Source organism: Cereibacter sphaeroides 2.4.1, from assembly GCF_000012905.2.
GTDB classification, from domain to species: domain Bacteria; phylum Pseudomonadota; class Alphaproteobacteria; order Rhodobacterales; family Rhodobacteraceae; genus Cereibacter_A; species Cereibacter_A sphaeroides.
In genome coordinates, this window is record NC_007494.2 from 199126 (window position 1) to 223159 (window position 24034).

Annotated in this window: 19 protein-coding genes; 2 read left to right on the plus strand and 17 right to left on the minus strand. The window is 69.8% G+C overall.

What is annotated here, in order from left to right:
• Position 1: 1 nt before the first annotated feature.
• The 6 genes from RSP_RS16405 to RSP_RS16430 form a co-directional block, all read right to left on the minus strand.
• Positions 2–730: a succinate dehydrogenase/fumarate reductase iron-sulfur subunit gene (locus RSP_RS16405; RefSeq protein ID WP_002723682.1), complete on the minus strand. Its 729-nt coding sequence runs from the start codon at positions 728–730 to the stop codon at positions 2–4.
• Positions 731–1007: 277 nt separating this feature from the next.
• On the minus strand, positions 1008–2000 hold the full coding sequence (locus tag RSP_RS16410; protein WP_011339083.1) for an ABC transporter substrate-binding protein: 993 nt from the start codon (positions 1998–2000) through the stop codon (positions 1008–1010).
• The gene (locus RSP_RS16415) at positions 2000–3007 is read right to left on the minus strand and encodes an ABC transporter substrate-binding protein (RefSeq protein WP_011339084.1); all 1008 of its coding nucleotides are present in this window, start codon (positions 3005–3007) and stop codon (positions 2000–2002) included. The genes RSP_RS16410 and RSP_RS16415 overlap by 1 nt, the downstream gene beginning before the upstream one ends.
• A gap of 148 nt (positions 3008–3155) precedes the next feature.
• Positions 3156–4067 (minus strand): ABC transporter permease, encoded by a 912-nt coding sequence (locus RSP_RS16420; RefSeq protein WP_011339085.1) that lies wholly within the window; start codon positions 4065–4067, stop codon positions 3156–3158.
• Positions 4060–4836: an ABC transporter ATP-binding protein gene (locus tag RSP_RS16425; protein WP_002723689.1), complete on the minus strand. Its 777-nt coding sequence runs from the start codon at positions 4834–4836 to the stop codon at positions 4060–4062. The genes RSP_RS16420 and RSP_RS16425 overlap by 8 nt, the downstream gene beginning before the upstream one ends.
• 50 nt (positions 4837–4886) lie before the next feature.
• Positions 4887–6539 carry a thiamine pyrophosphate-binding protein gene (locus RSP_RS16430; protein WP_011339087.1) on the minus strand — a complete coding sequence of 551 codons (1653 nt, stop codon included), beginning with the start codon at positions 6537–6539 and terminating at the stop codon, positions 4887–4889.
• Positions 6540–6720: 181 nt separating this feature from the next.
• On the opposite strand from RSP_RS16430, the gene RSP_RS16435 reads away from it, so the two are divergent.
• Both RSP_RS16435 and RSP_RS16440 read left to right on the plus strand, forming a co-directional pair.
• Positions 6721–7617 (plus strand): LysR family transcriptional regulator, encoded by an 897-nt coding sequence (locus tag RSP_RS16435; RefSeq protein WP_002723694.1) that lies wholly within the window; start codon positions 6721–6723, stop codon positions 7615–7617.
• A 12-nt stretch (positions 7618–7629) separates the two neighbouring features.
• Positions 7630–8391 (plus strand): sulfite exporter TauE/SafE family protein, encoded by a 762-nt coding sequence (locus RSP_RS16440; protein ID WP_011339088.1) that lies wholly within the window; start codon positions 7630–7632, stop codon positions 8389–8391.
• Between the two features lie 122 nt (positions 8392–8513).
• Here RSP_RS16440 and RSP_RS16445 read toward each other — a convergent pair whose 3' ends face one another.
• The 11 genes from RSP_RS16445 to RSP_RS16495 all read right to left on the minus strand — a co-directional run bounded on the left by RSP_RS16445 (position 8514) and on the right by RSP_RS16495 (position 24016).
• Positions 8514–9638, minus strand: a complete 1125-nt coding sequence (locus RSP_RS16445) for an ABC transporter permease (protein ID WP_011339089.1) — start codon at positions 9636–9638, stop codon at positions 8514–8516.
• A 1-nt stretch (position 9639) separates the two neighbouring features.
• On the minus strand, positions 9640–12345 hold the full coding sequence (gene rbbA / locus RSP_RS16450) for a ribosome-associated ATPase/putative transporter RbbA (RefSeq protein WP_017140331.1): 2706 nt from the start codon (positions 12343–12345) through the stop codon (positions 9640–9642).
• Positions 12346–12349: 4 nt separating this feature from the next.
• Positions 12350–13345, minus strand: a complete 996-nt coding sequence (locus tag RSP_RS16455; RefSeq protein WP_011339091.1) for an HlyD family secretion protein — start codon at positions 13343–13345, stop codon at positions 12350–12352.
• Between the two features lie 218 nt (positions 13346–13563).
• Positions 13564–16179 carry a bifunctional lysylphosphatidylglycerol flippase/synthetase MprF gene (gene mprF / locus RSP_RS16460; protein ID WP_011339092.1) on the minus strand — a complete coding sequence of 872 codons (2616 nt, stop codon included), beginning with the start codon at positions 16177–16179 and terminating at the stop codon, positions 13564–13566.
• Positions 16180–17309: 1130 nt separating this feature from the next.
• Complete coding sequence (locus RSP_RS16465; RefSeq protein WP_011339093.1) at positions 17310–17897, minus strand: hypothetical protein; 588 nt, start codon at positions 17895–17897, stop codon at positions 17310–17312.
• Between the two features lie 7 nt (positions 17898–17904).
• Positions 17905–20040 (minus strand): xanthine dehydrogenase family protein molybdopterin-binding subunit, encoded by a 2136-nt coding sequence (locus RSP_RS16470; protein WP_011339094.1) that lies wholly within the window; start codon positions 20038–20040, stop codon positions 17905–17907.
• Between the two features lie 3 nt (positions 20041–20043).
• Positions 20044–20502, minus strand: a complete 459-nt coding sequence (locus tag RSP_RS16475) for a (2Fe-2S)-binding protein (protein ID WP_009561349.1) — start codon at positions 20500–20502, stop codon at positions 20044–20046.
• Between the two features lie 85 nt (positions 20503–20587).
• Positions 20588–21328 (minus strand): GntR family transcriptional regulator, encoded by a 741-nt coding sequence (locus RSP_RS16480; RefSeq protein ID WP_011339095.1) that lies wholly within the window; start codon positions 21326–21328, stop codon positions 20588–20590.
• A complete protein-coding gene (locus RSP_RS16485) occupies positions 21328–22173 on the minus strand; it encodes an ABC transporter permease (protein WP_011339096.1) in 846 nt (281 codons plus the stop codon). The genes RSP_RS16480 and RSP_RS16485 overlap by 1 nt, the downstream gene beginning before the upstream one ends.
• The gene (locus RSP_RS16490) at positions 22170–22985 is read right to left on the minus strand and encodes an ABC transporter ATP-binding protein (RefSeq protein ID WP_002723717.1); all 816 of its coding nucleotides are present in this window, start codon (positions 22983–22985) and stop codon (positions 22170–22172) included. The genes RSP_RS16485 and RSP_RS16490 overlap by 4 nt, the downstream gene beginning before the upstream one ends.
• Complete coding sequence (locus tag RSP_RS16495; RefSeq protein ID WP_011339097.1) at positions 22985–24016, minus strand: ABC transporter substrate-binding protein; 1032 nt, start codon at positions 24014–24016, stop codon at positions 22985–22987. The genes RSP_RS16490 and RSP_RS16495 overlap by 1 nt, the downstream gene beginning before the upstream one ends.
• Positions 24017–24034 lie beyond the last annotated feature (18 nt).

A 24034-nucleotide genomic window follows, 5' to 3' on the forward strand; every position in this document is an offset into this window, starting at 1 on the left:
GTCAGCGTCCTTTGCGCCAGAAACTGCGGGCCGTCTCGCGCTTGAGGCCCGCGATGGAATCGAGCGGCGAAAGCTCGTTCGGGCAGTGGCGCGTGCAGCTTCCCTGGCTGTGGCAGTTGTGGCAGCCGCCCGAGACCGAGACGGCCGCCAGCACCTCGGCCCGGCCCGCGTCGCGCTCGTCGTTCACCACGCTCCAGGCGCGGTTGAGGGCGGCGGGCCCGAGATAATCCGGGTTGCCCGCCACGGTGTCGCAGGCGGCATAGCAGACCGAGCAGTTGATGCATTCGATGGCCCGGTCGGCGGTGCGCCGCGCCTCGGAAGCGGGATCGACCCGCGCCACTTCCTCGTGGCGCGTGCGGGCGGGGTGGAAGAGCCCTTCGGCCTTGACCCATTTCTCGAAGAACGGGTCCATGTCGGCCGCGAGATCCTTGATGACCGGCAGGTTGCGCAGCGGCCCGATGGTGAGCGCACCGCCCTGATCGACCTTGTTCACATGGGTCCGGCAGGTCCAGCGCGGCACCCCGTTCACCATCATGGCGCAGGAGCCGCACATGCCGACCCGGCAGGCATAGCGGTAGGTCAGCGTCGGATCGAGGTTCTGCTGGATCCAGGACACCACGTCGAGCACGGTCTGGCTGCCCTGCCGCGGCACCTCGAAGCCTTGGAACGCCCCGGTCGTGCCGGTCCCGCGCCAGATCGAGACGGACAGGGTCTGAGGGCCGTCAAGCATCGCTTTCCTCCGCGCTTTCGTCTTCCCCAGCTTATTGAAAGACAAACTGAAGAAAAAACGAGAAATTCTGACGGTTATAGAAAGTCAGACTTACAGAAGATCCGAGGGGGTGCTTTGAAACGCACATCGGCCCCCGAACGGGGGCCGATGGCGGATGAAGGTGCCCCGAGCCGGAGGGAGCGCTCCTGACCGCAGGAAGGGGCTGGAAGGCCGTGTTCTTCGGGTGGGCGATCTCTTTCGGGCGGGTGCCGCGTCAGGTTTGACGGGCAGGGCGAGCCTATTCGAAGAACATCGCCTCCCACGGCTGGCCGTTGTCCTTCACCGTCCCGATCCGGCGCATGAAGTCGAGATACTTGTCGATGCCCGAAGGCTCGACGGTATAGTCGACCTGAGGATCCGCGAGGATCGAGGCCAGAAGCTCGGGGTCCGTCGCATTGCCCGCCTGACGGAGGTAGACCTGCACCGCCTCGGCCGGATCCTCGTTCACCACCTCGACCGCCTGAGCCAGCGCGCGGCGGAAGATGTCGAAGAGCTTCGGATTGTCGTCATGGAAGGCCTTGGTCGTCCAGACGACGTTGAAGGTCACGGGCCCGCCCATCACGTCGAACGAGTTCAGCACCGTATGGACGCCCGGCTCGCGCAGCGCCATGTCCTGCGCGGGCGACGCGGTGAAATGGGCCGTCACCTCCTGCCTGGCGAGGAGCGCCGCGAGCCCGTCGGGATGGGACATCGAGACGGTCAGCGGGTCGAGCTTGCCGTAATTCTCGTCGCCCCAGATCTTCGCCGCCGCCATCTGCAGCACCATCGCCTGCACCGACACCTTGACCGAGGGCAGGGCGATCTTGTCGCCCGGCTTGAAATCCTCGATCGAGCGGATGTCCTCGCGGTTGACGTTCATCAGGAGCGGCATCGAGTTCATCGCCGCCACGCCCTTCACCTCGTTCGAGGTTCCGGCCGTCTTCGACCAGAGCAGGATCAGCGGCGGCACGCCGCCCGCGGCGAACTGGATCGTGTTCGACAGAAGCGCGTCGTTCATGTTCGAGCCGCCGGCGAAGGTGGCGTAATTCACCTTCACCTCGCCCAGCCCCTCGGCCTCGGCCATCGTCTCGATCAGCCGCCGCTCCTGCATGATCATCAGCGGCAGGTGCCCGATGCTCGGCTGGCGCGCGATGGTGATCTCGGACATTTCGGCGAGGGCCGGGGCGGCCGGCAGGGCAAGCCCCGCCGCGAGCGCGAGGGCGGCCAGTCCGGTGCGCAGATCCATGGTCATCAGCTTCCCTCCTTGCCCGACATCGTGTCGAAGAAGATCTCGCTCCAGTCCTCGGCCGAGGTCTTGATGAGGCCGGACTCGCTCAGGAACTCGACGTAGGGCAGGGTCCGCTCCGGCGTGGTGGTCCAGACGGTCTGCTCGTCCCGGATCAGCGCCACGACCTCTTCCCGGCTCAGAGGGCTGCGCTCGGCCGCCATCCAGATCTCGGCCGCCTTCTCGGGGTTGGTGCTGATCAGCTCCATGCTCTCCTCGAGCGCCGCCATGAAGGCCTTGGTGATCTCGGGGTTCTCGGAGATGAACTTGTCGGCCGCCCAGACGACGGTGAAGGTGTGTGAGCCGCCGAGCACGTCGTAGCTGTCGAGCACCTTGTGGATGCCCTCGACCTTGGCCTCGAGGTTCTGGAACGGCGGCGAGCCGAAATGCGCCGTCACTTCGGACTGCCCGCCGGTCAGCGCGAGCTGCGCGTCGGGATGGCCCATCGAAACGGTGAAGGCATCCATCGCGGTGGCCTTGTCCGGTCCGAAGGCCTGTTTGGAGGCCATCTGCAGCGTCACGGCCTGGATCGAGGTCTTGACGGCGGGCAGGGCGATCTTGTCGCCCTGGCTGAAGTCGGCCAGCGACTTCACCTCGGGGTTCGAGGTCATCAGATGCAGCGGCATCGAGGCCAGCGCCGCCACGCCCTTGATCTTCAGGTTCTCGCGCGTGCGGGCCCAGATGGTGAAGAGCGGCCCCGTGCCGCCCGCCGCCAGATCGAGGTTGCCCGACAGCAGCGCCTCGTTCATCCCCGAGCCGCCGGTGAAGCGCAGCCATTCGGTCGTGATCTCGTGGCCCGAGGCGGCCGCGTGCTTCTCGAGCAGGTCCAGCTCCTCGACCAGCGTGAGCGGCAGGTAACCGATGCCGAACTGCTTGGCCAAGCGCACCGTCGAGACCTCGGCCAGCGCGGGCCAGGCCGTCGAGGCGAGCAGAAGCGCCGCCGCCCAAGGCGTCAGTGTCTTGTGGATCTTCATGGATGGTCCTCCCTGTGCCGCCGTTTCGCGGCTTTGCTGGCCGGGCCCGGCCCTGCGGCCGGTCCCTTGCGCGCGCGCCGTCCCTGCGGGCCTGCGGATGCGGCCGTGGCAGGGACGGGTGCCGGGGCCTCCCCGCCCCGGCGCCCTGTCAGTGCTGCACCCCCCAGCGCTGGATCGTGCGCTTCTCGATAGTGGCGAAGATCAGGTTCTCGACCACGAGGCCGATGATGATGACCGTGAGAAGGCCGGCGAAGACGTTCGAGATCTCGAGCAGGTTCTTGTTCTCGAAGATGAACCAGCCGAGACCGCCCGAGCCCGAACTCACGCCGAAGACGAGCTCGGCCGCGATCAGCGTCCGCCAGGCGAAGGCCCAGCCGATCTTGAGGCCGGTCAGGATGCTCGGGAAGGCCGCCGGGATCAGGATCTTGGTGATGAAGCCCCATCCCTTCAGCCCGTAGTTGCGCCCCACCATCTTCAGGGTCCGGCTCACGCCGAGGAAGCCCGAATGGGTGTTGAGCGCGATGGCCCAGGTCACCGAATGGACCAGCACGAAGACGAGGCTCATGTTGCCCAGCCCGAACCAGATCAGCGCCAGCGGCAGAAGGGCGATGGCGGGCAGGGGGTTGAACATCGAGGTCATGATCTCGAGGAAGTCCCGCCCGATCCGCGAGGCGATGGCCAGCGCCGTCAGCACCGCGGCCAGCAGGATCCCCACCGCATAGCCCGTCACCAGCACCTTGAGCGAGGCGAGCGCCCGCATCAGCAGTCCGCCGTTCAGCACGCTGTCCCAGAGCGCCGCGATGGTCTGCGAGAAGGAGGGGAACAGCAGGTCGTTGTTCAGCGTGCGCCCGTAGATCTCCCAGGCGAGGGCGAGGACGACGAGGATCAGCCCCTTGCGCAGCACCGGCACGTTGTAGAGCGCCTCGGCCCAGGTCAGCCGCGCCTGAATGACGCTGATCTCGTCCTCCGAGGTGGGGGCGCGGTCGTCGTGGTAGATCTCGGCCCGGACGGGCGTGGCGGGGCCCGCGTCGCGCGGCATGGTCGCGGTCATATTAAGCATGCTCGGCCTCCTCCTCGTCCGGCTCGTTCACGAACAGCATCTCGTGGATGCGCTTCTCCAGCCGCGCCGCCTCGATGGGGTCGGTGGTGCTGTTGATCTCGGCCTTCACCCGGCCGGGGTGGGGCGAGAGCAGCAGGATGCGGTTGCCGATCTTGATCGCCTCGGCGATCGAGTGGGTGACGAAGAGGACGGTGAAATGCGTCTCCTCCCAGAGGGCCAGCAGCTCGTCCTGCATCCGCCGCCGTGTGAGCGCATCGAGGGCGGCGAAGGGCTCGTCCATCAGCAGGATGTCGGGCTCCATCGCCATGCCGCGCGCGATGGCCACGCGCTGCTTCATGCCGCCCGACAGCATGTGGGGATGGCTGTTGGCGAATTTCTCGAGGCCGACCTTGCAGACGTAATGCATCGCCCGCTCTTCGGCCTCGGCACGCGAGAGCCGTTTCGCGGTCTGAAGCGCGAAGGCCACGTTCTGCTTCACCGTCTTCCACGGCAGAAGCTGGTCGAACTCCTGAAACACCATCATCCGGTCGGGGCCGGGCTCCTTGACCTTCTGGCCCTTCAGCCGGATCTCGCCCTCGCAGGGCGTGATATAGCCGCCCACCGCCTTCTGCAGCGTGGACTTGCCGCAGCCCGACGGCCCGAGAAGGATGAAGCGATCCCCCTGATGCACGTCGAAATCGACCCGATAGGTGGCCGTGATCAGATGCTGAGGGGTCTTGTACTGGATCGTGACCCCCCGGACCGACAGCAAGGGCTCGCTGTGTGTCATGTTTCCTCCCGTTTGCTCGGCCGGCGCGCCGAAGCGCGCACCCCTGGCCATCATCCGTCGGGCTGCGCCGTCTCCGCCGCTTCCGGCTCCTCTCCGGAAGGGGCTGCGCGGCCCTCGATCTCCACATTCACCAGAACCACTCCGCCGGCGGCGAAGGCGCGCCGCAGGGCGCCCCGAAGCTCGGACCGGCATGTCACATGGGCGCCCGTGCCCCCGAGGGCCGCGGCGACCAGATCGTAACGGGCGCCCGAAAGCTCGCATCCATGGACGCGGTCGGGGCCGAATTCGCGAAGCTGCAGCAGATGCTCGGCATTCCAGCGGCGGTCGTTGCCGATCACCACCACGAAGGCCGCGCCCGCGCGCACCGCCGTCTCGAGTTCTGCCAGATGAAAGCCGATGCTGCCATCCCCGCTGGCGACCGCGATACGGGCCTCGGGGCAGGCGAGGCTTGCCGCCACCGCATGCCCGAGCGCCCCGCCGATCCCGCCTGCGGGCCCGTTGATGAGCCGTCGGTCGGCCTGCACGAGGGCCTGCGCCCACTGGCCGAACTCGCCGCCGTCCGAGACGAGGATCGTCTCGCCCCCGTCCGCGCCCAGAACGTCGGACAGGGTGGCGCAGAGCAGCCCGGAATCGATCGGCCCCGGCGTCTCATCCGGTGCGGGCGGCGCGGGCCGCCGTCCGAAGCGGGCGCACCAGTCGCGGCGCGCCGCGTCGCAGCCGGCCTCGGGCAGGTCCGCCAGCCCCTGCGCCAGCGCCCGCGGATCAGCCGCGATCAGGCGGCGCAGCTTCGGGCCGAGGTTGCGGACGGCCTCTTCGCCCGCCCCGTCCTCGGGCTCGACCACGATCCAGCCGCAGTCCGCGGAGGTGGCCCGACCGAAGTCGAGCATGTAATCGACGGACTTGCCGAGCGAGATCACGAGATCCGCCTCGGCCATCCGCTGCCGCAGGCCGGGCTGGGCCGGATCGCGCAGGCCGCGCGGGCTCTCCAGCGCCACGACCGGAACGGCGAGCCTCTGACCGAGCCTGCGGGCCAGATCGCCGCCGCGGGTCGGGCTGAAGAGGCCGCTCGTCACGATCAGCGGGCGGCGCGCTTCCGCGATCTCGGCCGCGAGCCTCGCGGTCTCGCGCTCGCTGGCCGGCACCGTGGCGGCTGCGGTCCGGCTGCTGCTCGGCACACCCTCGGCGCGCTGGGTCAGAAGATCCTGCGGCAGCGCCAGATGCACCGGCCCCGGCCGCCCCGCCCGGGCCAGCGTCAGCGCCGCCCTGAGCTCGTGCGCCAGCGTCGGCACCGAGCCCACGCGCGCGGAATGTTTGGTGAAGGGCGCGGTCGCGGCCACCTGATCGAGGGTCTGGAACGCCCCCATCCCGTCCTGCGCCCGGGGCGAGTCCCCGCTAAGGAGCAGCAGCGGCGTCTCGGACTGGCGCGCGCTCATCAGCGGCCCCACCGCATTGGCAGCCCCCGGGCCCGCCGTGACCAGCGCCACGCCCACTTCGCCCGTAAGCTGCGCCCAGCCCTCGGCCATGAAAACGGCGGCCGCCTCGTGACGCACATGGACGATCTCGATCCCGGAGCCCAGACAGGCGTCGTAGAGCGGCATGATCTGGTTGCCCGACAGGCTGAAGATCCGGGTCACCCCGCAATCGACCAGCGTGGAGACGAGAAGATCCGCTCCGCGAAGCAGGAAGGGGCGGCGGTCGTTCATCGGGATCATGCCTCCGGCTGGTGCACGGCCATCGGCCGCGATCTGGTCTCGAACGAAGGGGGCGGAGCGGTTCGGCGAGGCTCCACCTGTTCCCATTGACAGGCTAATCGAAAGCTAATCTAATAAAAACAAATAAAAGCTGACATGTGATGTAAGAAAATCTGACGAAAGAGAGGGGCGGATGTCGATCCGGATGCTCCGCACGCTGATCGCGGTCAGCGAGCACGGGACCTTCAGCGCGGCGGCGGAGTCGGTGTTCCTGACCCATGCCGCGGTCAGCCAGCAGATGCAGAAGCTGGAAGAGGATTTCGGCATCCGCCTCTTCGACCGCTCGCGGCGCAGCCCCGAACTGACGCCTCTGGGGCAGGCCTTCGTCAGCCGCGCGCGCGACGTGGTGGCGGCCTACGACGGGCTCGCGCTCGCGGTGACGGGAGAGGGCAGCGTCGAGGGCACGATCCGGCTCGGCGCCGTGCCCACCACGCTGATCGGGCTCATCCCGGTCGCGGTGACGCTGCTCAAGCGCGACTTTCCGGCGCTCAGCGTGACCATCGTGCCGGGGCTGACCACGAACCTCCTCCAGCAGGTCGAGCGCGGCTCGCTCGATGCGGCGGTGCTCACGCGGCCCCATGTGGTGCCGCGGCGGATGGTCTGGAACCATGTGGCCGACGAGCCGCTCGAGCTTCTGGCCTCGCACGACACGGCGAGCGACGACCCGCTGGAACTGCTGGCCACGCAGCCCTTCATCCGCTTCTCGCGGCAAGCGGTGGTGGGCGGGCTGATCGAGGCCTGGCTCCAGCAGCGCCGGATCGAGGTGCGCGAGAGCATGGAGCTCGAGAGCCTCGAGACGATCTCGAGCATGGTGCTGGCGAACCTCGGCGTCTCCATCGCGCCGCGTCCCTGTGTCGATCACATCAACCCTCTGCCGCTCAAGCACATCCCGCTCGACGCGGGCGGGCTCCGACGCCAGCTCGGCCTCAGCAGCCGGGCCGACAATGCGCGCCCGCGCGTCCTGCGCATCCTGCACGAGAAGCTGGTGCAGGCGGTGGGCATCGGCGTGCTCGACCCTTCTTCCCTCTGACGGAGCCCTTTCGTGACCCTCGACTTCCTCCTTCTCTTCGGGCTCGGCGCGGCGGCGGGCGGGTTCGTCAACGGGCTCGCGGGCTTCGGCACGGCGCTCTTCGCGCTGGCCTTCTGGCTCGAGATCCTGCCGCCGGCGCAGGCCGTGGCGATCTCGGCGGTCATGTCGGTGACGAGCGGGCTGCCCGGCCTCTGGGCCGTGCGCGAGGCGATCTCGCGCCAGCCGCGGCGCATCCTGCGCTTCGTGCTGCCCGCGCTCGTGGCGGTCCCGCTCGGGGTGCTCTCGCTTCAATATGTCGAGGCGGGGTGGCTGAAGCTGGTTATCGGTGGCTTCATGGGGCTTTACGGGCTCTTCTTCGCCTTCCGCCGCACCTTGCCCGCGCTCGATCTGCGAATGCCCGTGGCCGATATGGCGGTGGGCTTCTCCGGCGGCTTTCTCGGAGGCGCGGCCTCGCTCTCGGGGGCGCTGCCCACCATGTGGTGCACGCTCCATGCCTGGACGCGGCAGGAGCAGCGCGGGGTTATGCAGCCCTTCAACGTCACCATCCTCGGCGCGACGGTGGTGCTCCTCGCGTTCCAGGGCGCCTACACCGCCGAGACGCTCCTCCTGATCGCGGGCGCATTGCCGGTGACGATGCTCGCGGCACAGGTGGGCGTCCGGCTCTTCGCGCGGCTCACCGACGCGCAGTTCAAGCGCCTGCTGATCCTGCTCCTCTTCGTCTCGGGGGCGAGCATCCTCGTGCAGGAACTGGGCAAGGCGCTGATGGCGCTCTGATCCCGGATCGGCGGGTGCGGCCGGCCGCCCGGCCCTGATGCCCGCGATAGGTCGCGCAGGAGCCGCGTCCGGACTGCGCGCCGCGCCGCGCGGCCCCCGAAGGGCCGCCGCCTTCGCGCCCTTCAGCCCGCCAGCACCTTGCGGAAGCGGGCGAGAACGATGGCCAGCGCCACGACCGACATCGCGGCCATCGCCGCCATCTCCCAGACGACGAGCGAGAGGCCCGCCCCGCGGTAGAGGACGGACTGGGCGAAGGCCACGAAATGCGGCGAGGGGCTGATGAGCCGCATGACCACCTGCAGCCAGCCCGGCATCGACTCGAGCGGCGTGATCCCGCCCGAGAGCATGAACATCACGATGATGACGGGCAGCACCAGCAGGCCGAACTGGCCCATGTTCTGCGTGAACGAGGCCAGCATCAGCCCGAGGCTCGCCACCGCCACCACATAGAGCGCGGCGCCTCCGGCATAGAGCGCGAGCGAGCCTTCGATCGGCACCCCCATCGCCCCCTCGATCACGAAGGCGAGGCTCAGGACCGAGGCCAGGAGGATCACCGCGCCCGTGGCCAGCACCTTCGAGAAGACGATCTCGTGCGGGCGCACCGGCATCACCAGCACATGCTCGATGGTGCCGTGCTCGCGCTCGCGGATCATCGAGGAGCCCGACAGGATGAGCGTGAGGATCGTCACCGAATTCATCAGCTGCATGACGGCGGTGAACCAGCTGCCGGTCAGGTTCTCGTTGAAGCGGTTGCGCGTCTCTACCGCGACGAGCGCAGCGGCGGGCGCGCCGGGGGCGAGGTAGCTCTGGACCTCGTCCAGCAGGAGCTGGCGCAGGAAGCTCGCGCCGTTGCCGGCCTGCGCGACCGCGGTGGCGTCGATCAGGATCAGGAGCGTGGCGGGATCGCCGCGGCGCAGGCTCCGCTCGAAGTCGGGCGGGATCGAGACGACCAGTACCTGCCGCCCGGCATTCTGCGCGGCCTCGGCTTCGGCGGCGGTCAGAAGCTCGGGCGGGGTGAAGAGCGGCGCGCGGATCGCGCCCGCCAGACGGTCCGAGAGTTGGCTCCGGTCTTCGTCCACCACCGCCACCGAGAGGTTCTTGATGTCGGTGTCGGCCGCGCCCGCCACGAGCCAGGTGGCGACGGTGAAGACATAGATCATCAGCACGATCATCACCCGGTCGCCGCGGATCGCGCGCAGCTCCTTGACCGTGAGCCGCAGGATGTTCTTCAGGCTCTGTCCGCCCATCTCAGGCCTCCTGCTTGCGCAGCGCGAGGACGGAGAGCGCGAGATAGGCCGCGCAGAAGCCCAGCATCATCAGCCCCGCAGGCCAGAGCTCGGCCCAGCCGAACCCCTTGACGAAGCTGCCGACCGAGACCGGCTGATACCACGCGCCGGGGAAGGCGCGGCCCAGCATCCGCGCGGCCGGGGCCAGCGACGAGACCGGCACGATCAGCCCCGAGAAGTTGATGGTGGGGATGATGGTGATGATCGCGGTGGCAAAGACCGCCGTCACCTGCGTCGCGGTGAAGGAGGAGATGAACTGCCCGAAGCCCGTTGTCGCCACCACATAGACCGCCGAGATCGCGGCGAGCGCGCCCAGATCGCCCGAGAAGGGCACCTCGAACAGCAGGCGGGCCAGAAGGAACAGCACCCAGAAGCTACCCCAGGCGATCACGGCATAGGGCAGCTGCTTGCCCACGAGGAATTCGGCCCGCCCGACCGGCGTCGAGCGGAAGTTGGCGATGGTGCCGCTCTCCTTCTCGCGCACGACCGAGACCGCGGCCATGATGGCGGGCACCAGCATCAGGATCAGCATGATGATGGAGGGCACCATGGCATTGGCCGAGAGGAACGCCTGATTGTAGAGGAAGCGCGTCTCGACCGTGACCGGCGAGGCTGTGCCGCGTCCCTCCTCGCGCGCGAGCCGGGCCGCGAAGGTCTGCAGCACGCCCGCCGCATAGCCGCGCGCGGTCTCGGCGCGGAAGGGCATGGCCCCGTCGATCCAGAGCGAGACCTCGGGCACGGTGCCGCGCCGGAGGTCGTGGCCGAAGCCGTCGGGGATCTCGAGCGCGACTGTCACCGCGCCGCGCGTCATGCGGGCATCGAGATCGGCCCGGCTGGCGAAGTCCGCCCGCCGGTCGAACTGGCGGATGCTCGCGAATTCGTCGACGAGGGCGCGGCTCTCGGCGCTGCGGTCCTGATCGTTGACGGCGAAGCTCAGGCGGTTCACGTCGAAGGAGATGCCGAACCCCATGGTCAGCAGCAGGATCACCGGCGCCGCTAGCGCGAAGAAGAGCCGGATCGGGTCGCGGACGAGCTCCAGCGTCTCGCGCCAGCTGTAGGCCCCGGCGCGGGTCAGCGCCTGCCGCATTCGCCCCGCGGGCGGGGCGGGATCGGGCGGCACCATGGCCGCCGCCTCGCCGCCGGCCGAGCCGGTCTGCTCCTCGAGGCAGGCGATGAAGGCCTCCTCGAGCGTGGCTGCCCCGCGGCGGGACACGATCTCGGCCGGCGTCCCCATCTCGAGCACGCGGCCCGCATGCATGAGCGAGATGCGGTCGCAGCGCTCGGCTTCGTTCATGAAATGGGTGGTGATGAAGATGGTCACGCCGCGCTCGCGCGAGAGCACGATGAGCTTGCGCCAGAAGTCGTCGCGCGCGAGCGGATCCACGCCCGAGGTGGGCTCGTCGAGGATCAGGATCCGCGGCTCGTGGATGGTGGCCACCGCGAGCTGGAGGCGCTGGCGGATGCCGAGCGGCAGGCTCTCGGGTTTCTGATCGGCGACCTCGGCCAGATCGAACTCGGCCATGACCTCGGCCACCCGGGGCGCGCGCCGCGCGGCGGGCAGGGCATAGAGCTGGGCATGGAGCGTCAGGTTCTGCCGCACGGTGAGCTCGCCATAGAGCGAGAAGCCCTGCGACATGTAGCCGATGCGCATCCGGCTCTGCATGTCGGCGGCGCCCAGCCGCTCGCCGAAGAGCCGCGTCTCGCCTTCGGTCGCGTCCTGAAGGCCGGTCAGCATCTTCATCGTGGTGGATTTGCCGCAGCCGTTCGAGCCGAGGAAGCCGAAGATCTCGCCCTCGGGAATGGTGAAGCTCACATCGTCCACCGCGGTGAAGTCGTCGAACCGCTTGGTGAGGTGGCGCGCCTCGATGGCGGGGGTGGCGTCGGGCGCATCGCCCCGCGGCGGCAGGATGACGGGGGCGGCATCGGCCCCGCCGGGCAGGAGACGGATGAAGGCCGCCTCGAGCGTGGCGGCCCCGGTGCGGGCGCGCAGCTCGGCCGGGCTGCCGGTGGCGATCACGCGGCCCCCGTCCATCGCGGCCAGCCAGTCGAACCGGTCGGCCTCCTCCATGTAGGCGGTGGCGACGAGGACGCTCATCCCCGGCAGGTGGGTGCGGATGGCCGCGATCAGCTCCCAGAACTGACGGCGCGAGAGCGGATCGACCCCGGTCGTGGGCTCGTCGAGGATCAGCAGGTCCGGGTCGTGGATCAGCGCCGAGCAGAGCGAAAGTTTCTGCTTCATGCCGCCCGAGAGCTTGCCGGCGGGGCGGTCGGGGAAGGGGTCGAGGCCCGTGGCGCGGAGCAGCATCTCGATCCGCTGCGCGCGCTCCGGCGCCTTCTGGCCGAAGAGCCGGCCGAAGAACTCGAGGTTCTCGCGCACCGTGAGGGTGGGATAGAGGTTCCGCCCGAGCCCCTGCGGCATGTAGGCCACCCGCGGCGCCACCGCCTGCCGCTCGGCGCGGCGGGTCATGTCGTGGCCGAGCACGGTGAGCCCGCCGCCCTGCAGCCGCCGCACGCCCGCGACCAGCGCGAGAAGGGTGGACTTGCCCACCCCGTCCGGCCCGATCAGCCCCGCCATCCGGCCCGCGGGAATGGCGAGGCTGACCGCATCGAGGGCGGTCACGGTGCCGTAGCGGTGCGAGACGCCCGCGATCTCGGCTACGCTCTCCATGCCCTCAGTCCGGCAGCTTCACGGCCAGATCGGCGGGCCAGTCGCGGCCGGGCTCGGTGCGCACGAAGCCCAGACCGCGGACGCCGGTCTTGATCTGGGTCTCGAACCGGGAGAGCAGCTCGGGCGGCACCCGGAGCTTCACCCGGAACACCAGATCCTCGCGCTCCGAGGCGGTCTCGACCGACTTCGGCGTGAACTGCGCCTCGGGCGAGATGAAGGTGACGGTGGCGGGGATGACGTAGCGCGGCACCGGATCGAGGATCAGCCGCGCCTCGTCGTTCAGCACCAGCGGCCCCACGTCGGCGGCGGGCAGGTAGATGTTCATGTAGACGTCGGAGAGGTCGAGGATCGAGACCACCGCCGCGCCGGCCGCCACCACCTCGCCCGGCTCGCGCAGCCGGTAGACCACGCGCCCGCGCACCGGGGCCGCGATCGTCAGATCCTCGAGCGCGATCTCGGCGCGGGCGAGGTCGGCCTCGGCGGCAGCGATCAGCGCTTCGGACTCCGTCACCTGCGCCCGGGCCATCTTCAGCGCCGCTTCGGCCGAGACGGCGGCATTGACCGCATCGTCGCGCACCGCGTCCGACACATGCTTGTCGGCGTGCAGCTGCACCACCCGGTCCCGGTTGGTCTCGGCCACGGTGAGCGCGCTGTCCGCCTGCGCCACGCTCGCCTCGGCCACGCTCTTGCCCGCGTGGGCGCGCATGAGCGCGGCCTTGGCCGCCAGAAGCTGCGCCTGCGCATCGCGGTCGTCGAGCCGCGCGACCGGATCGCCGGGCGACACGATCTGGCCCTCCGCGACCAGCACCTCGGTCACGCGCCCGGCGAGCTTGGCCGCCACATCCACCGTCTGCGCCTCGATCCGCCCGTTCGAGCGCGCGATGCCCTCGGTCTCCTCGGCGAAGAAGCGGGCCTTGAGCTTCTCGAACGGCGTCTCGGCCATCGCGGGCGCACAGGCCAGCGCCGGTGCGAGGAGGAAGGGAAGGAGGGCGCGCATCATGGACTGAGTCTCCCGTGGACCGGGCAGCCGGGCCCGTGAGGCGATAATGACCTCCGGGGGGCGAGCGTCCAGTGTCTCGCCGGTCGGGGATCGGCCGCCACGGTCGGTCCTGCGGCCTCTGCCGCCCTGCAGCAAGGGCTTCGGGCACCGGCGCTGCGGCATTCCGCCGCGGGCCTCGGGTGCTGCGGAGGGCGCGGCTCCGGCCGCAGCCGCGCGGCTCACTTCCGCATCACGCCCCGGAGGCCGCCGCCGATCAGCAGCGTGACATCGACCAGTGCCGCCAGAGGCGAGACCCCGCCCGGCGTCACGAGGTAGCGCGACTGCCAGTCGGGACGGTATTTGGCCTTGAAGGACCGCAGGCCGCGGAAATTGTAGAACCGCTCGCCATGTTCGAAGACGGACTGGCCGAGATGGTTCCAGAACGGCGCGGCCTGATGTGCGGTGATGCCCGACAGCGGCGCCATCCCGAGGTTGAAGCTGCGGAAGCCCTGCCGCTTCATCTCGACCAGCAGGTTGCACAGCAGCACATCCATCGAGCCCGGCGGCGCGCTGCGGGCAAAGCGCATCAGATCGAGCGTGGCCTCGGCCTTCGTTCCCGTCTGCATGACCGTGGCGAAGGCCACGATGCGTCCCTCGGCGCGCAGCACCGCCACCGGCTGCTCGGCCACATAGTCGCGCTCGAACCGGCCGAGGGCGAAGCCTTTCTCGCGGGTGTCGTGATGCGCGAGCCATGCGTCCGAAACCTGCTGGAGCTCGTCGAGGATCGGGCCGAGGTCGGCGGGCTCCAGCAGCTCGAAGGCCAGCCCCATCCGCTCGCCCTTGCGCAGGGCCTGCCGCTGCTCGGCCCACTGGCTCGATTGCAGGTCCATCGCCTCGAGATCGACCACCGCCCGCTCGCCCAGCTTCAGCCCGCGCAGGCCCGCGTCGGCGCAGAGCGGCAGAAGCGAGGGCGGCACCTGATAGAAGACCGGCCGGCCGCCCTTGGCGCGCGCGGTCTCGATGAAGCGCCAGATCAGTTCGGCCTGCGCGCGCGGGGCGCCGATGGGCCCGAAGAGCGAGATCCAGGACTGGCCCTGCACCGCATACATGAGGAAGGCGTCGCCCGCGTCCGAGAAGATCAGGCTCTTGTCGCGCATCCGCACGAGATTGGCCTCGCCCATGTCCTGCCCCTCGACGATGGCGAGCGCCTTCTGCAGCTCGGCCTCGTCGGGCATCCCGGGCTCGGGGCGGGAGGGCTGCAGCAGGCTGCGGATCGCAATCAGCGCCGACAGCACCACTACGCCCAGAAGGGCGCGCAGCCCGCGCGGCGCCTCGGCCGAGATCTCGAACTGCCACCAGAGGTCGTGGCTGTATGCCACGTCCTTCTGAACGAAGAGCAGGATCGTGATGGCCGAAATGGCCACGGTGGCGATCCCCGCGATCCAGGGCGGCGTCAGCGTCTGCGAGAAGAGCAAGGCGGGCCGGTCGAAGAGCGGCCGGCTCAGGAGGAGAAAGCCGATCAGGGCGGCCAGCATCACCGCCTCGTAGGGGGCCAGCGCCTTGACGAAGGTGAAGAGGAAGGCCGCGCTCGCCGCACCCAGCGTCAGCCAGTAGGCGCCGTCCAGCCGTTGCGTGAGGCCCCGGGCCGCGACGAACAGCACGAGGCCGATCAGGCTCGACAGGAAATGCGCCCCTTCGATGAGCAGGGCGGGGACGTAGCCCGCGAGCCAGACGAGGTTCGCCTCGCGCGCGGGGATCACGCTCGAGAAGATCAGCATGACGCCGCAGATCACCGCGAGCGAGCCGAGGAGCGAGGGCGCGAGCAGCGTGCCCATCCGCTCCGCCCATTCGAGGCGCGGCGAATGGAACGCCTCGAGCGCCTCGGTCCAGGCCACCACCACCACCGCGATCAGGAGGGGCACGACATGGTAGATAACCCGGTAGAGGACGAGCGACCCCAGCAGAGCGTCCGTCCCCGTCGAGCCGCCGAGCGTGGTCAGGATCACCGCCTCGAGGACGCCCAGTCCCGCCGGGACGTGGCTCAGCACGCCGAGGCCGATGGCGATGGCATAGATGATGACGAAGGAGATCCAGCTGACCTCCAGATCCTGCGGCAGGAGCACCCAGAGGACAGTGGCGCAGACCATGAGATCGGCCGCGGTGATGGCCAGCTGGCCCAGTGCGATGCCCGGGCGCGGCATGTGCGGCCGCAGCCACCCGTCGCTGCGCCAGAGGATCACGGCCGCCACCGTCAGCGCGAGCAGGAGGGCCGCCGACAGAAGCCGTAGCATCTGCGGCGTGAGACCGGCAAAGCCCGCCACCTGATCGGCCGCCACCAGCGCCGCGAGCGCGGTGGTGACCGTCAGACCGAGGCCGAAGGAGAGGGTCACGAAGGCGATCACGCCGGCGATCTGCTCGCCAGAGAGGCCGAGCCGGCTGTAACCGCGGTAGCGCACCGCCCCGGCCGACAGCGGGCCGAACCCCACGGTGTTGCCGATCGCATAGGCGCTGAAGGCGATCATGCCCACCTGCACCAGATTGGCCTGCTTGCCCAGATGGCGCAGCGCGTTGACATCGTAGCCCGCGAGCAGGACGAAGCTCACCACGGTGAAGAAGCCCGCGATCAGGATGTCGGTCCAGGTCGTCGCCTCGAGCGCGTGCAGGATGTCCTTGTAGCGGATGTCGCCCGTGATCCGGTAGGTCGTGTAGGCGACTGCCGCGAACACGACCCATGTCACCAGCGCGAGCAGCACGGTGCGGTTGCGGCTGAGCCAGTCGCGCACGGGGCGCGACCGGGGCGGGAGGGCCTCGTCCGGAGGCGTCGCGTCTTCGGGCGTCTCGCTGCGCCAGGACATGCAGTGCCCCTTCTGGATCGCCCGCCTGACGGCTCCGGCGTTGCTCCTCATGCTGCGCCCGGCCCGGCAAGAAAGCCCGGGGCGCGGCGCACAGCCTCCTGAAGATCGTCGGTTCCCGACGCTCGTGTCGCGGGTCCTTCTAGCCTGCGCCCGCGCTGCCGCCAAGCCCCTCCGGCGCCGGGCCGCCCGGGCCTGCCGCGGCGTCGCTCAAGGCTCCCCAGCTGCGCCAAATCTCCGTCATCCTTCCCCCTCCGCCGGCATCCGTCGTCAGGGTCCGGGCAAGGGGCACTCTCTCCCTCAGGATGAGAGACGTCTGCGCCCCTCGGAAGGGGAGCCTTAACCGCTCTCGACGGCGCGCTCCGCGAGGATCCGGCCTGCGCCCGATCGCTGCGCAGCGGCGGGCAAACCGGCTGCTCAGGGACAGGATCTGCCGACAGTCCCGTGGGGAGAAGGCTGGTTCCGGCATATCGTCCGGCACGCGGGATGGCTGCCCGAGGGTTGATGCTGGTTGGGCGGCGGACCGTCGGATCCCCCCTTCGACGGTGCGGTGGCGGGCCGCGGCCCGGCCGGCTCGCCATCGTCAGCCGCCTCGTGGGACGCGGGCTCAGCCTCGCGCTGATCGAGGCCGGAAGCCGGCGCCGCGACCGCGCGGATGAGGAGCCTGAAGCCTGTCGGGCGACGGCCATCCCGCCGCCCATCGCTTCCGGCGCCGGATGCTCGGCGGTGCCTCTACCGTCCGGGGCGGGCGCCTCGCGCAACGTCCGGCCCGAGGGGCTCGGGAACCACAGCGACCATCCGGGGCGCCAGTACATGACCCATGTGACCATCGATGTGGGCGAGCTGCCTCTGACCTCGGCCATCGAGGGCGGCAAGATCGATTGCCGCCGGTCGCGCGACGGGATCTCCGGGCGCAGCCTCATCCGCCCCACGGACGCCTGCCGACAGCGCGACCGGCTGCCGAAGGCGCTGGGGCGACCCGCTTTGCCGTCGACCGGGGATGCTGCGCACCTGCCCGATCCTGTCGGCGGTGCATCTGGCCAAGCTGCTCGTATCCAAGGAGCATCGGCCGGGGCTGGTCGGCGCGGCCGCGCTGCCGCCGGACCGACCCCGGCCGGCGGCGGTCACCGGGATCAGGAGGGGCAGGCGGCGCCGCTGTCGATCCAGGCGCGCGTGAGCTCGCCGAAGATCTTCTGGCTGCCGGGCGCGGGCTCGCGGCCCTCGCCGGGGTCCCAGCCCCAACCCACGAGCCCGTCCTCTGCATTGTGCTCGTGCAGCTGTTCCAGCGTCTTGCCGCCGTTGCGTTCGGGGTCCTTCATCTGCGCGCAGATCTCGCCCAGGCTGCGGCCGACCCATCCCATGCTGATCGGTGCCAGCGCCCAAGGCTCGTGGCCCGGGATGCTGCCGGGACTGCCGGTGAAGGAGACGTTCCGCGACCCGTGGCATGTGGTGCAGTTCATCCCGACCGCGCCGAAATCGGCCGCGCCCCGAACCACCGGCGGGTTGTGGGCCTGCATCCGGTCGCCCTGCGTGGGGCCGCCCTCGACGGGGTGGCAGTTCAGGCAGCGCGGATGGGTGAGGACTTTGCCCATCTCGGCAAAGAGGGCCTCGGAGCGCGCGCCCTCGTCGGCGATGTCGGCGAAGGCGTCGGGCCCGCGCAGGTCCTGCGCGAGCGCAGGGGCCGCCGCGAGCATTGCTGCGGCGAGGAAGGAAAGGCGCATGGTCACCTCAGGACAGAAGTTGCGCGAAGGGAAGCTGGCGCACCGGCTGACCCGTGAGGGCGCGCCAGGCATTCGCCACGGCCGGGGCAAGCGGCGGCACGCCGGGCTCGCCCACGCCGGTGGGCGGCTCGGTCGAGGGCAGGATCGCCACATGGACCTGCGGCATCTCGTGGATGCGCAACAGGCGGTAATCGTCGAAGTTCGACTGCTGCACCCGCCCCTCGCCATCGAGCGTGATCGCGCTGTAAAGCGCGGCCGAAAGCGCATAGCCGATGCCGCCCTCCATCTGGGCGCGGATCACGTCGGGGTTGACCGCCACGCCGCAATCGACGGCGCACCAGACCTGCGTGACCTTCGGCAGCGCCCCGCCGTTCTCGACCTCGACGATCTGGGCCACATAGGTGCCGAAGCTCTTGGCGACCGCCACGCCATAGGCGCGTCCCTCGCGGGTGCGGCCCTGCCAGTCCGCGATCTCGGCCACCTTTTCCAGCACGCCGCGGTAGCGCCCCGCCTCGGGCGTCATCAGATCGAGCCGCCCCTGCACCGGATCCTTGCCCGCCCGCTCGAGCACCTCGTCGAGGAAGACCTCGACCGCGAAGGCCGTGTGCGTGTGGCCGACCGAGCGCCACCAGAGCACGGGCACCGGGCTTTCCACCCGCGCCCAGGAGATGCGTCGCGCCCCCACGTCGTAGGGCAGATCGTTCGATCCCTCGTAGGAGCTGGGATCCAGCCCGTCCTGCATGAAGGCCTCGAGCGCGGTGCCTGCCATGATCGACTGGTTCGCGACGGCATTCTCCCAGCCGACGATCCGGCCCTCGGCATCGAGACCGGCACGCAGCCGGTGGAGCGTCATCGGGCGGTAGTAGCCGCCCTTCAGATCGTCCTCGCGGGTCCAGAGCAGCTTGAAGGCGCCGTCGCGCCCGGCGGCCTGCGCGATATGGGCGATTTCGGCGGCGAGATGCCCGTTGCCCTGCGCGCGCCGCCCGAACGAGCCGCCCGCGAGGAGCACGTTGATCCTGACGGACTCCATCGGAAGGCCGAGGGTCTGGGCCACGGTCGGCCGGTCGATCGAGGGGAACTGGCAGCCATACCAGAGCTCGGCGCGGCCCTCCTTCACCTCGATCACCGCATCGAGCGGCTCCATCGGCGCATGGGCGAGATAGGGGAAGCGGTAATCGGCCTGAAGCACCTCGGCGGCGCCCTCGATGGCGCCCTTGTCGCCGGATTCCTCGACCACCCGGGCCTCGGCCAGCGCACCGGCCATGTCTTCCAGCATGGCGGAGGAGCTGCGCCGCTCGGCCTTGCTCTCGTCCCAGCGGATCTCCAGCGCGTCGCGGCCCTTGATGGCGGCGAAGGTGTTGCGGGCATAGACCGCGATCCCCTCGGGGATCTGGCGCACCATCTCCACGCCCTTCACCTTCAGCGCGCGGGCATCGTCATAGGAGGCCACGGTGGCGCCGAAGGCGGGCGGATGGGCCACCACGACCGTCAGCATCCCCTCGCGGTAGATGTCGAGCGTGAATTCGGCGGTGCCGTCCGACTTGGCGGCGGAATCGAGCCGCTTGCCCGTGCCGCCGATCAGCACGAACTGCGACGGGTCCTTCAGCGGCGGATCCTGCGGCACCGCGCGCTCGGCCGCGGCGGCCGCGAAGGCGCCGAAGCCCGCCTCTTTGCCGCCGGGATGCGAGAGCCGCCCCGCGCGGACGGCGATCTCGGAGGCCGCCACGCCCCATTCCTCGGCTGCGGCCTCGACCAGCATGGCGCGGGCCGCAGCACCCGCCTTGCGCATCTGGATGTAGCTGTTGGCGATGGCGGTCGAGCCGCCGGTGCCCTGCGCCCCGAAGGCAAGGTTCTTGTAGAGCGCATCGTCGGCGGGGGCCGCTTCGGCGCGCATCTGGCTCCAGTCCGCGTCCATCTCCTCGGCCACCAGCGTCGCAAGGCCGGTGTAGGGGCCCTGGCCCATCTCGAGATGCTTGATGATGACCGTCACCGTATCGTCCGCGCCCACGCGGATGAAGGCGTTGGGCGTGGCGGGCAGGTCCGGCGGCGCGCCCTGCGCCCGGGCGAAGGGAGTGGGCAGCACGAGGGCGAGGGTGAAGCCCGCGGTCGAGGCGAGGAAGCGGCGGCGCGAGAGCATGGTCATGGCTCAGCCCTCCAGGGTGCGGGCGGCGTCATGGATCGCCTGCCGGATGCGGACATAGGTGGCGCAGCGGCAGAGGTTGCCGCCCATCGCGTGATCGATCTCCTCGTCGGTGGGCTTCGGGATCTGGCGCAGGAGCGCGGTCGCCGACATCACCTGGCCCGACTGGCACCAGCCGCATTGCGGCACGTCCGACGCGGCCCAGGCGGCCTGCACGGCGGAGATCTCCGGCCCCTCCATCCCCTCGATGGTGGTGACGGACGCATTTTCGATCATCCCGACCGGCGTCACGCAGGACCGTCGGGGCATCCCGTCCAGCATGACGGTGCAGGCCCCGCACTGGGCGACCCCGCAACCGAACTTCGTGCCGGTCAGGCGCAGCTCGTCGCGCAGGACCCAGAGCAGAGGGGTGTCGGGATCGACGTCGAGGGACATCTCGCGCCCGTTGACGGTCAGGTGGATCATGGCGGCCTCCCGGTGGCTTTGGCGGCCACCTAGCGGCCGAAGGCGCTGCGTCAAGAGGTCGCGCTCCCTCGGCGGAGCTTTCCGCTCAGCCGGCCTCGCGGCCCGTCCCGGCGGCAGGCGCGGTCTCGTCGCCGCCGACGACGCCCCGCAGCGCCTCGAGGGTGGCCCGGTAATGTTCGGTCAGCAGCTCGCAGGCCAGATCCGTCTTGCGGTCGATGGCCGCTGCGAGAATGGCCGCATGTTCCGCAGCCGCGCCCTCGCGCCGCTGGACGTTGGGGTGGACCTTCATCGACAGGCTGCGGTAGCGCACCGCCTGATCCATCATGGTCGAGCAGAAGCCGAGCAGCCAGCTCGAGCCGCACCGCTCGAGGAGCAGCATGTGGAAGGCCTTGTGCAGATGCTCCCACTCCTCGGCCAGATCGCGCCCGGACGCGTCAGGCACCCGCCGATTGGTCCGTGCCAGCCGGTGATAGGCGAGCACGAGATTCTCCTCCCAGGCGACGTCGCCCTGCGCGATGGACTCGCGCAGGGCCAGGGTCTCGAGCCAGATCCGGGTCTTCACCAGCTCTTCGAGCCCCGCCATCGAGATGCCCGCCACGAAGAAGCCGCGCTGGCTCTTGCGCTCGACGAGCCCTTCCGAGGAGAGGCGGTTCAGCGCCTCGCGCACCGGGGCGATGCCGATGCCGTAGCGCTCCGAGATGCCCTCGATATGGAGCTTCACGCCGGGAAAGAGCTCGCCCCTCAGGATGTCGCGGCGGATCCGGTCGTGGGCCTGTTCCGACAGGTTCCGCGCTTCGGGCGGCGCCTTCTCCGCAGCACTCGTCATCACGCAGCTCCGATGGGCTGATTCGCCTTGTTCCAGAAGACGAGACGCTTTTGCAGCCAGGCCACGGTGAAGAAAAGGGCCAGTCCGAGGAGGCTCAGATAGAGGATCAGCGCGAAGACGCGCGGCGTGTCCATCTGGCTGGCCGACTGGCGGATGAGCGCGCCGAAGCCGCGCCCGCCGCCGAGGAACTCGCCCGTGATGGCGCCCGCCATCACCCCCACGGCCGCGATCTTCAGCCCGGTGAAGATGTGCGGCAGCCCGTTCGGCAGCTTGAGCCGCAGCAGCGTCTGCAGCCGAGAGGCGCCCATCGCCTTGAACAGCATCCGCTCGTTCTCGGAAGCGGAATAGAGGCCTGCCGCCGTCGAAACCACGATGGGGAAGGTGGCGATGAAGGCCGCGAGCGCCACCTTCGAGGCGATGTCGAAGCCGAGCCACGCGATGAAGAGCGGCGCGAAGGCGACCTTCGGCATCGTGTCGATCGCCACGAGATAGGGCATGACCGCGCGCTCGCCGAACTTCGTCTCGCCGACGAGCACGCCCAGCGAGAAGCCGATGCCCGTGGCCAAGAGGAAGGCCCAGAACACCGTCCGCGTCGTCGTCCAGAGCGCCTCGAGCATGTACCCCCCCGAAAGGAGGTTCTTGCCCACGAAGATCAGGTCGTCGAGCGTCTCGCCGGGGCTCGGCAGGATGATGGGCGAGACCCAGGCCATGCGCGCGGTGGCCAGATCCCAGATCGCCACCACGACGACGGCGAGGGCGAGCATCGCCACCCAGCGCGGCACCCGGTCGATCAGCGCCTCATGCTCGACCCAGACGGTATCGCGGCTGTCGAGAGTGTCGGTCATTGGTGGGCCTCCTTGCCGAGCAGGTCGCGGATGTGGCCGACGATCTGGCCGAACTTCGGCGTGTTGATCATCTCGAGCGTGCGGGGGCGGGGCAGGTCGATCACGATTTCCTCGACCACCCGGCCCGGACGCGGCTTCATCACCAGCACCCGGTCGGACAGGATCACCGCCTCGGCGAGCGAGTGGGTCACGAGGAAGGCCGTGGCCTCCTGCTCGGCGCAGATCCGCTGCAGCTCCATGTTCATGAAGTCGCGCGTGAGCTCGTCGAGCGCCGAGAAGGGCTCGTCGAGCAGCAGGACCGCCGGCTCCGAGATCAGCATCCGGCAGATCGAGGCCCGCTGCGCCATGCCGCCGGACAGCTCGCCCGGGAAGACCCGGGCGAAATCGCCGAGACCCACCAGCGACAGCAGCGCCTGTGCGCGCGGCAGCGCGGCCTTCGCCGCCGCCCGCCCCTCGCGGATCTCGATGGGAAGCACGATGTTCTCGATCGTGGTCTTCCAGGGCAGGAGCGTTGCCTGCTGGAACATCATGCCGATATCGGGGCGCGGCCCCGTCACCGGCCTGCCGTCCAGCACGACGCGCCCCCGCGTGGGCGGCAGAAGCCCCGACATGATCTTCAGAAGCGTCGACTTTCCGCAGCCGGAGGAGCCGACGACCGAGACGAACTCGCCCTTGCGCAGGGTCAGATGCACGTCCTGCAGGGCGACCAGCCGGTTGTTGGCATAGGTCTTCGACAGGCGCTCGATCTCGTATATCGGCCGCGCGGGGGCGGCCGTCTCCGGGATCCGGGCACGGGGCTCTGCCATCGCCATCAGCTGTTCCAGCCTTCGACGAACTCGTTGGTATAGACCGAGGCCAGATCCTCGATCGGCTCGGAGAGGGCGCCCGAAGCCACGGCGGAATCGTGGATCGCCTGCCAGTGCTCGGGCGGCTGGTAGCCGTAGCCCTTGCCGATGAAGGCCTCGGTCGGGGTCATGCGGTTGACCACGCCGTCATAGAGCGAGGCCGCGTAATCCTGCTCGCCCTCCTGCGGGTTGCCGGCCGCGCAATGGGCCAGTGCCTTCTCCTTGTTGGCCGGATCCGAGGCAAAGCGCGTGCCGCGCACCAGCGCCCGGCCGAAAGCGGGGGCAAGCTCGGGCATGGCCTGCATCTGGCTTTCCAGCATGGCGATGCCGTTGCCGAAGAAGCCGAGGAAGGCCTCGGGCGTGATCTCGCGCAGCGTGAGGCCGCGCGCGGCAAGGATCGCCGCATCCGAGACCGCGCCCGCATAGGCCGCCACCTCGTCGCGCAGGAAGGCCACCGCCGCCGTGCCGCCGTCGCCCACCGGCAGGAAGCTGTAATCGGCCCCCTCGGTCATGCCCGCCTCGGTCAGGATGGCGCGGGTGAAGGAGACCTCGGCCCCGTCCGCGGTGCCCACGCCGATGACCTGGCCCTTGAGGTCGGCCGGGGTCTGATAGGCGCTGTCCTCCTTCACGAGGAGGCCGAAGACCGACTTCGGATAGAGGTTGTAGAGGAACTTGACGTCCACCCCGCGCGCGCGCGCGCCGAGCGTCGGGCCCGGTCCCGGCGCGCCGATCTGTGCCTGTCCCGCCGACATGGCCTGAAGCACGGCCGAAGAGCCGTCGATGGCCTCGAGCCGGGGCTCGAAGCCTTCTTCGGCGAAGTAGCCTTCGCCCACCGCCACCCAGTAGGGCAGCCAGGTCAGGGCGGAGGGATTGGGGACGGCGAAATTCACCGCCGTCTGGGCGCGGATCAGGCTCGGCGCCCCGATGGCAAGGCTCGCGACGCTTCCGGCGGTCAGAAGGCCGAAGCTGCGACGGCTCAGTCTGGTCGTGCTGGTCATCTTGTTGTTCCTCCCGTT